We start from the raw sequence: 8,153 nt of genomic DNA on the forward strand, positions 1-8,153 counted from the left end.
CAGGCCACGCAAGGTCCTCGGCTGGCGAACCCCGGCCGAGGTCTTCGCCGAGCAGCTACGCTCCCTGCAGTAGCCCGGTGTTGCATCGACCGGTTGAACTCGCCCAGTATCGAGCCATCCGTTACACCGAACGCCTCGCCGAAGCCGATGCGGTGACTTCGGTTGGCTCCAAGGGCGATTCGTACGACAATGCGATGGCCGAGGCGTTCAACTCGCTGTTCAAGGCCGAATGCATCCGCAACCCGATCATGCCCCCGAGGGGCGGTTGGGGCGGTGTCGGCGAGGTCGAGATCGCCGTCGCCGAGTACATCGAATGGTTCAACCACCGACGGTTGCACGGCGAGATCGGGCACGTCCCACCCGTCGAGTACGAGACCACCTACTGGTCGACCCACACAGTCACCAACTACCGGGTGAGAACCCGGGTCCCGGCAACCGCTGGAACCAACTAACCGAGCCCCCAGCAAACCCGGGGCGATTCACCTGTGAGTGACGCGCTGTCGATTGTCGACCGGCACGGGAAGATAGTCGAGACAGTGTCGTTGGCGGTGCCTTTGAATGGTCAGTCTGTTCCTCTGCGTGCCGCGGTCAGTGCCGATGGAAGCACCGCCACGCTGACCCCGGTGCTCAGCGAATCGGCCCGTACCGAGATCGCCGCGGGGGTGCGTCCGGTCTCGGCGAAGAAAGACCGCGCCTTTGAGCAGATGATCTGGCACATCACCAACGGCTGGAACCGTGGCGGTAACGTCGCCACCGCGGTCGGCGCACTGGCCGGGCTCATCGTCGGCTGCATAGTGATCGTGGGGTGTGTCTGGGGAGCCGGTGTGGGCGCGGCGATCGGCGCCGTTGTCGGTATCAACAACGGCGACCCCCGCGCGGGGCAGGCGATCCTCAACTGGATCAACACGCCCTGACCACCACGGGGATGGGTGGCTCACGGCGAACCGAGCCCTGTTCGGTGGTGAGTCGACGCCGCAGCTGGCCGCGACGCGCCAGCCAAACGGGCACCCTGGTACCGACCCACGCTGCCCCTAATCCGGAGATCCACGTCACTGGCCAGGCACCAGGCGCGGTCGGCGGGCCATACGAAGGCCGGCGGGTCGTGAAGCAGCGCAGGCGTCTCGTGTGTCAGTGGCTGCTCCCACGCCTTGAGGTCGGACAGTGTGCCGACGTAGAGGTGGTAGTCGCGGTTGGGGATGTGCATTCGAGGCCCACCCGGTAGGGGAGACACCACACCCGAATAGCCGGCCCAGATCGCGAAGTAGCAGTCATCGGAGCTGCGCGTCGCCGCAGCCAGGGCTCTGCACGTCCTGGCGACGATAGCGTGCTCGTAACCCTCATAGGCGGGCTCTGTGAAGTCCTCGCGCGGAACGCTTTGGTGAGGACGGTCTGGATCCATCACCGTGACCGCGTCCGGGATCTCCTCTGCGGCGGCGGTCTTGAACCCGGTGAAGCCGTCCATCGCGACCACCTCGACCGCGTCACGGAAGGCGTCGTCGCGGTCGGCGAGCCAGGTCTTGAACGCCGCCTTCGACCGGCCCTCGACCATGTCCAGCAGCCTTGCTGGGCCGGCGCCATCGCGGACCGGGGTGAGGTCGATGATCACGGTGACGTACTTGTCGCCACGCCTGGTGTGGCGCCAGACGTGCTCATCGACGCCAATGACCTTCACGCCCTCAAACCGCGTGGGGTCGTTGATCAGCAGCCGCTTGCCTTCAGCCAGGACCGCGTTGTTGGCGGTGTCCCACGCGACCCCGAGTCCCTCGGCGACACGGGCGACGGTGAGGTGTGCGACCACGATCCCTTCCAGCGCCCACCGCAGCCCGGTGCGCGAGAGCTTCGCGCGTGGCTCCGCCGCGGCGCTGGTGTCTTGGCGCCACACGTGTCCGCAGTCGGCACAGCGGTAGCGGCGCACTACAACTTCCAGCACGGTCGGTCGCCAGCCCAGCGGCTCGTGGGCCAACCGCCGGATCACGGTGTCACGAGCAGCGCCTTCGCTGCCGCACCGTCGGCACCACTGATCTGGTTCCACCACGCGGCACGCGAGGACCGCACGATCCGGTTCAAGTCGTTGTCCGGTCACGCTCAGACCGAGGCCGTCGAGTCGAGCGAAGGCGGTCAGGTCAGGGCGGCCGAAGCCGGCCGGCGGGGTAGCGTCGGACACGTCGAGGTCTTTCGGATGGATGGCGTAGGAACCTCCGTCGTCGGGAGACCTCGACGTCTATCTGCGGACCGACGCGCCCGGCCGACCTATACCGTCATCTGAGAAGGACCCCTGAAACGTCTTCGACGACGACGGGACCGGCGAGCAGGAGGGCGCGGTGAGCTAAAGGAATGGAGCTTGCTCGGCTTCGACGCCGCCGCAAGCTCCGGTGAAACGGTCGGTACTGGTCGGTCGTCGTCGGTCACCACCGGATGGCGGCGTCCCCCACGCTTGGCGTTTGCGCAGGTCAGCGGCTCGTTCGCCCAGTGGACGCATCAAGCGATAGACGCAAAGCCGACGTGATTAGGTCGTCGGTTCGATTCCGACAGGCGGCTCCGGCGAACAGCCCCTGACATGCGGAAACGCAGGTCAGGGGCTGTTCGGTTCTGGTGGTCGCGCGATGCGCTGGCCTCACGGCTCTGCCCGACACCGACGTCGCTCTCCTCTGCGACGGACCCCTCGCCGGCTGAGCGCTCGCGGCCGGCATCCTGTCCGTGTGCCGATAGGCCTCGTACCGCTCGGCAACGCAGCGTGGCGTTGCGTCGCGACCTGGCGACGGCTTGGCGGGGCGCGATCGTCTCGTGCGTTGGCGGACTACGGGAGCTTGGACGCGAGGACGTCGGCCGCCAGGATCTCGGGTGCTGCGCCGAGGAGGTGCTGGTTGGCCATCAGGGCTGCGACGATGGCGCCGTTGGCGTGGGCGTCGCGAGCGGCCTCGTCGGGGAATGCATCGAAGATCCAGAAGGTGTCGGCGTGGGTCCTGACCGCGAACCAGACAATCGTTCCTACTTCTTCGTTGGCGAGTGAGACAGCGCCGGCGAGCAGATCGGCGACCGCGTCGTGCTGTCCATCGGCCGCGACGATCTTGGCGACGAAGGCATACGGAAGTGATGCGGGTGTGGACATGAGGGACTCTCCTAGGTGTCGAGGTTTCTTGGTGAAGCGAGTTCAGCGTATGACGAGCGAGGGCCGGTGGGGAGTGGCGTATACGGCGGTATTGCTATTGTTTACGTCATGCGTATCGGACTGATCGCGATCGACGGCTGCTTCGGTTCGGCTATCGCGTCGATCATCGACATCGTGCGGGTGGCCGACGGAGCCCGCGGCGATGTCGACCCGCGGATCGACCCGATCGAACTCGCCATCCTCGGACCGAAACGGCGAGTGACCACGACGGCATCGATGACCCTGTCGGTGGACCACCCGCTGTCGGAGTCCGGAGAGTTCGACGTGGTCGTCGTCCCTGCGCTTGGAACCCTCACGGCCGCCGCTACCAACGACGCCCTCCAGAGCCGAGATGCTCGTTCGGTCATCGCCTCGCTCGGGCGCCTCGACGAGGCGACCACCCGGATCGCCGCGGCGTGCACCGGCGTGTTCGCCGTCGCCGAGACCGGACGGATGCATCATCGGCGGGCGACGACCAGCTGGTTCCTGGGGCCGGAGTTCCTGAAGCGCTATCCGACCGTCGCCCTCGATCTCGACACCATGGTCGTGGCCGACGGGAACCTCGTCACCGCCGGCGCCGCCTTCGCCCACATCGACCTCGCGCTCTCACTCGTGCGATCGATCAGCCCCGACCTGGCCCAACATGTCGCCAAGCTCCTCATCATCGACGAGCGCCCGTCGCAGGCGGCCTTCGTCGCCTACGAACATCTCCGGCACGAGGACCCGATCGTCGTCGAGTTCGAACGCTTCGTGCGCGCCCGCCTGGACGAACCGTTCAACGTCGCCTTCGTCGCGCAGTCGCTCGGCACCAGCCGGCGCACCCTCGAACGACGAGTCCGTGCGGCGCTCAACCTCACTCCGCTCGGCTTCGTCCAACGGCTTCGCCTCGAACGAGCTCGGCACCTCTCAGCAACCACGGACCTCACCTCCGCCGAGATCGCGCTACGGGTCGGCTACGCGAACGCCGAGACTCTGCGCTCCCTCCTGCGCAGGGAGCGACGCCGTTCCTGACCTATCGCCATGGCTCTAGCCGGTGTGCTAGTGCTCGACTGGAACCACCTCTCAGCACGTCGCGTCGACGCTCCCGCGTCGCCCCTGGACGACCCACTCGACACGCCCGCAGCGCAGGTCATCAGCGACAGTCCCGCTTCGCGGACGGTCGGGGCTGGGTGGCTGTGATGTCGCTGCGTTCTCGTCGAGAGGATCAGCAGACCCGATCAGAGCCGATTGGGAAGTCACCTCGGCGGGCGCTGTGAAGGTCTGCGAGGTCGTCACGTAGCGGCTTGCTAAGCCGGTGCGGATTCTCGGCGAGCGGCCCGGAGATGAATTCGATGACAGCGTGAACGATCCGGGATGGTAGACGCCCGAGATCGCGGCGAGCTGGGGATGCGACCTCAACTCGGTACGGGCTGACCGAGTCGGGCGGTGCATCGCTCATTTCGGCGGCATGCCGTGTTCGGCGCGCAGGTCGTCGATGGACACGGTTTCACCGGCCGCGTACTCGGCGTGTGCGGTAGCGACGTCGTCGCGGACGCCGGCGTGTGAGAGCCAGTAGATCGTGTCGTGCAGCGATTCGAGGTCGTCGGCCGACATCAGCACCGCGGCAGGTTTGCCGTGCTTGGTGATCGTGATGATGTCGTGCGTGCTCTCGGCGCTGTCGATGAGCGCGGAGAGCTTGTCCTTGGCTTCACCGAGGGGCACTGTCGTCATACGTTCAGTTTAGCCGCCACGCTGGCCAGGATATGGCCTGATTTTTGGCCGATAATCTACGTTATGTCAAGTAATGCTTGTCGGAGTCGAATAGCGGTGCTTGACATGCAAGCTACCACTACCCCACGCTTGAAGCGTGACAACCACTCATCTTGTGGATCTCGTTGACGCGCACAAGCATGCGTATGGAGTCAGCGATGCCGAGTTGGCGCGACGCATCGGGATTTCTCGGCAGAACCTGAACCTGTGGCGCACGCACGGGGTGCGCGGGCTACCGGCCCGTGCGACGTTGGAAGGCATCGCGACGGTAATCGGACGCACCTATCAGTCGGTCCTGGAGGCGGCACTGCGTGACGCCGGATACCTCGACGGTCCGTGGACCACCACCGACGACCACTAATTGAGTAGCTTCCGGATCGACTGAGACGTCGGGGGCACCGAGAAGGAAGCGCTAATGAAAGCATGGAGTCTGCGCTACTTTGGGCCACCACGGTCGGCGGCGCGAGGACGCGACAGAACAACCGCCACATCGGAAGGCCCAGCAAGATGACAGTGCCCACAATGAGCTCCTTGCGCTGGCGAGCCCAGCTCGGTGGCGGCCTGGTCGCCATCGCACTGATCACAGTTGGCTGTAGCGACAGCGAGGACACTGCATCGAGTGCCTCCAGTTCGTCGCCGACCCCGGCGCCCACCACTATCGTCACTCCCCCGCCGCCGGCATGGATCAGGGACCGTAGCTGCGGGGTGGCCTGGGGACCAGACGGCATCCTGGACATTGTGGCGTTGACTCCCGGCGTTGATTGTGGGGCCGCCAAGCGGGCCGCCGACACCTACATGTCCGACGTTGACGGGTTCATGTCTAGCAACCCTCTCGAGGTCGGTGACGGCTGGACTTGCCAGATACCGCACCTGCCGCTGGGCAGTCGATGCATCACCTGTCCGAACGGAATCGACCGGCCCCACGCTGATCACTGCTCCCACACCGCCGAAGCACTTTAACCGATCCGTCACTGCAGCATCATCGAGAAGCCGTCCTCGACACCGGCAGGTCCCGGGCCCGCTGGCTGTGATGTCTTCGCGCTGGCGGCGTCGGCGGGGAGAGGATTTCGCAGTGAGCAGCACCGCTCTTTCCGGGATCGAGGCGACCACCGAATCCGGCCCGCGGTGCTGCACGAAACCTTGGGGGCTCCATCGAGCCAGTGGCAATCCGACCGTGGTTGCCTCACCATGGAGGGGTGACTGCTGAGCGTTGCCGATCCACCGCCGATCCTGCCGAACCCCTTTCCGATGCCGAGCTGCTCATCGGCCTGGTGGTCTCACCATCCCTGAGTGCGGTGCTCGGCCCCGAGGTCACCACCTCGGTGCGCAAGATTTTGGTGCAGCGGTATCCGGGAGTGCGCTGGCAACTGAAGATGGCCGAAGACCGGCTGGTCGATCCACCCACCGAGACTTTGGACCTGCTGGAGGCGGCCCGAAACCGCGTGCTGGAGGAGAACTGGGATTTGGCCGTGGTGCTCACCGAGATCCCCCTGAAGGCCGGCCGACGTCCGGTGCTCACCCAGCTCAGCCCCGTGCACGGGGTAGGACTGGTCTCCGTCCCAACCCTGGGACCCGTGCACGTGCGGCAGAAGGTGCAAGAGACCACCGTGCACGTGGTCGGGCAGCTCCTGGGCTACGACGCCGAAGACCCCAACGCCCAGCGGGATCTTGCTCGAAGAGCCCACCAGCTGTCCACCGATCTCGACGAACGCCCGGACGACAACGTCGTGCAGTTCACGGCCCGAGTGCTGAGCGGCAACGTGCGGTTGCTGCTGGGCATGATCCGCGCCAACCAGCCTTGGGCCTTCGTGGCCCGGCTCTCCCGGGCGCTGGTCGGGGCAGCGGCCACCGGCATGCTGACATTGGTGGCCTCGGACCTATGGGTACTGGCCATGGCCTACGGGCCGGTGCGCCTGGTCCTGCTGGCGGTGATGGCGATCGGGGCGGTGGGTGCCACCCTGATCCTGGGAGCCGACTTGTGGGAGCGCCCGCGGCGGCGAGCCCAACGTGAGCAGGTGATCCTGTTCAATTTGGCCACCACCGCGACCGTGGCCATCGGGGTTGTGGTGTTCTACCTCGGCTTATTCATCCTGTCCTGGGTCGGCGCGCTGCTGCTCATCGACGAGCAGGTACTGGCCGGTATCGCCGGTCACCCAGTGAACGCTTTGGACTACGCGAAGATCAGCTGGCTCACCGCCAGCCTGGCCACCGTGGGCGGAGCAATAGGAGCTGGACTGGAGGACGACGATGTGGTGCGCGCCGCTGCCTACACCCGGTCCAGCACCTGACACAGCCCCAGCACAGAAGAAACTGAAACATCTACGCGTTGATGCCACGTCTATGCAGGTGTCATTGCCGGTCGCGATGACTTGGTGGGCTCAGCGCAGTGCGCTGCCTCGTACTCGGCGGGTGGGGCGTTGCCGAGGCGGGTGTGCGGGCGGGCGCTGTTGTACCTGTCGATCCGGGATCGATCCGTTTCATGTGGTGCACTTGGCCGCCGACAAACTCACCGTGTGTCGCACAACGCGTGCAACAGGATACGTGCGGACACCGCGGCCGTAGCGGGGACCCGCTCTACGGCATCCGCCGCCCTCTGCTCACTCGAATCGGCTTGTTGACCGACAAGCAGAAGACCCGCATCACCAACGGCCTCCAAGCGCGTGAGGAACATCTGGCGGTCGCGGTCACCTACGCCGTCTATCAGGACCTGATCGACGCCTACGACCAGCCGCACAAGCGAGACGGGAAGATCGCGATGTACAAGCTGCTCAAAACGCATCCACACCGGCGTGCCGAAAGAACTCGCCGAACTCGCCCAACTCGGCCGCTCGCTGTGGGCTCGACGGACCGAGATCCTGGCCTACTTCGACACCGGCGCCTCCAACGGGCCCGTCGAAGCGATCAACGGCCGCCTGGAACACCTACGCGGGATCGCGCTCGGCTTCCGCAACCTCAACCACTACATCTTGCGGTCACTCATCCACTCCGGCGGCCTGGCAGAACACCCCGACGCACTCTGAATCAGGAAGAGCCGCTTTGTCGAACAGTCGAGTGCCGACGGGGTCGAGTCCGACGGCGTGGTGTTCGCCTTTTCCCACGTCGATGCCGCAGAACACGGCGTAGGTGGGGTCCATGAAGCGCGCCTTTCGTTCTGGCAGGTCCCCGATAACCGGTCCAGGCAGTTCTAGAGCCAGTTCCTACTTGCAGTCGATCAGTCGATCTCGCAGCCCACGGGGTGATGTTGGTGGGTGCATCC

The 8,153-nt window shown here is 65.7% G+C and carries 7 protein-coding genes and 3 pseudogenes; 6 read left to right on the forward strand and 4 right to left on the reverse strand.

Going from position 1 to position 8,153, the window contains the following annotated elements; translation table 11 throughout:
• The first annotated feature begins 77 nt into the window (after positions 1 to 77).
• Positions 78 to 452, forward strand: coding sequence for an integrase core domain-containing protein (locus IEW22_RS19225; protein ID WP_229742915.1), 375 nt, complete (start codon positions 78 to 80; stop codon positions 450 to 452).
• Positions 453 to 485: 33 nt separating this feature from the next.
• Positions 486 to 914 (forward strand): hypothetical protein, encoded by a 429-nt coding sequence (locus IEW22_RS19230; RefSeq protein ID WP_229742916.1) that lies wholly within the window; start codon positions 486 to 488, stop codon positions 912 to 914.
• A 476-nt stretch (positions 915 to 1,390) separates the two neighbouring features.
• Here the strand turns inward: IEW22_RS19230 and IEW22_RS19235 are convergent.
• Together IEW22_RS19235 and IEW22_RS19240 are read right to left on the reverse strand one after the other, a co-directional pair.
• Positions 1,391 to 2,164, reverse strand: a pseudogene (locus IEW22_RS19235) (ISL3-like element ISPfr2 family transposase); the annotation flags it as partial.
• 633 nt (positions 2,165 to 2,797) lie between these two features.
• Positions 2,798 to 3,109 (reverse strand): putative quinol monooxygenase, encoded by a 312-nt coding sequence (locus IEW22_RS19240; RefSeq protein WP_005180837.1) that lies wholly within the window; start codon positions 3,107 to 3,109, stop codon positions 2,798 to 2,800.
• Positions 3,110 to 3,217: 108 nt separating this feature from the next.
• On the opposite strand from IEW22_RS19240, the gene IEW22_RS19245 reads away from it, so the two are divergent.
• Positions 3,218 to 4,159, forward strand: coding sequence for a GlxA family transcriptional regulator (locus IEW22_RS19245; RefSeq protein WP_188588921.1), 942 nt, complete (start codon positions 3,218 to 3,220; stop codon positions 4,157 to 4,159).
• 214 nt (positions 4,160 to 4,373) lie between these two features.
• On the opposite strand, the pseudogene IEW22_RS20640 reads toward IEW22_RS19245, so the two are convergent.
• Positions 4,374 to 4,586, reverse strand: a pseudogene (locus IEW22_RS20640) (type II toxin-antitoxin system RelE family toxin); the annotation flags it as partial.
• Positions 4,583 to 4,858, reverse strand: a complete 276-nt coding sequence (locus tag IEW22_RS19250; protein WP_039857037.1) for a type II toxin-antitoxin system Phd/YefM family antitoxin — start codon at positions 4,856 to 4,858, stop codon at positions 4,583 to 4,585. The gene IEW22_RS19250 and the pseudogene IEW22_RS20640, both read right to left, overlap by 4 nt.
• Positions 4,859 to 4,994: 136 nt before the next feature.
• Here IEW22_RS19250 and IEW22_RS19255 point away from each other — a divergent pair, with 136 nt between their 5' ends.
• The 3 genes and pseudogenes from IEW22_RS19255 to IEW22_RS19265 form a co-directional block, all read left to right on the forward strand.
• Positions 4,995 to 5,258: a helix-turn-helix domain-containing protein gene (locus IEW22_RS19255; RefSeq protein ID WP_168431420.1), complete on the forward strand. Its 264-nt coding sequence runs from the start codon at positions 4,995 to 4,997 to the stop codon at positions 5,256 to 5,258.
• 835 nt (positions 5,259 to 6,093) lie between these two features.
• Entirely contained in the window at positions 6,094 to 7,185 is a 1,092-nt protein-coding gene (locus tag IEW22_RS19260) for a hypothetical protein (RefSeq protein ID WP_188588922.1), read from the forward strand.
• A 169-nt stretch (positions 7,186 to 7,354) separates the two neighbouring features.
• A pseudogene (locus tag IEW22_RS19265) lies at positions 7,355 to 7,917 on the forward strand (ISL3 family transposase); the annotation flags it as partial.
• Between the last annotated feature and the right edge of the window lie 236 nt (positions 7,918 to 8,153).

The organism is Gordonia jinhuaensis, assembly GCF_014639795.1.
Taxonomy (GTDB): domain Bacteria; phylum Actinomycetota; class Actinomycetes; order Mycobacteriales; family Mycobacteriaceae; genus Gordonia_B; species Gordonia_B jinhuaensis.

Coding starts and splice junctions, on each gene's coding strand:
- IEW22_RS19250 (WP_039857037.1), bottom strand. CDS start 4,858: ATGACGACAGTGCCCCTCGGTGAAGCCAAGGACAAGCTCTCCGCGCTC.
- IEW22_RS19245 (WP_188588921.1), top strand. CDS start 3,218: ATGCGTATCGGACTGATCGCGATCGACGGCTGCTTCGGTTCGGCTATC.
- IEW22_RS19240 (WP_005180837.1), bottom strand. CDS start 3,109: ATGTCCACACCCGCATCACTTCCGTATGCCTTCGTCGCCAAGATCGTC.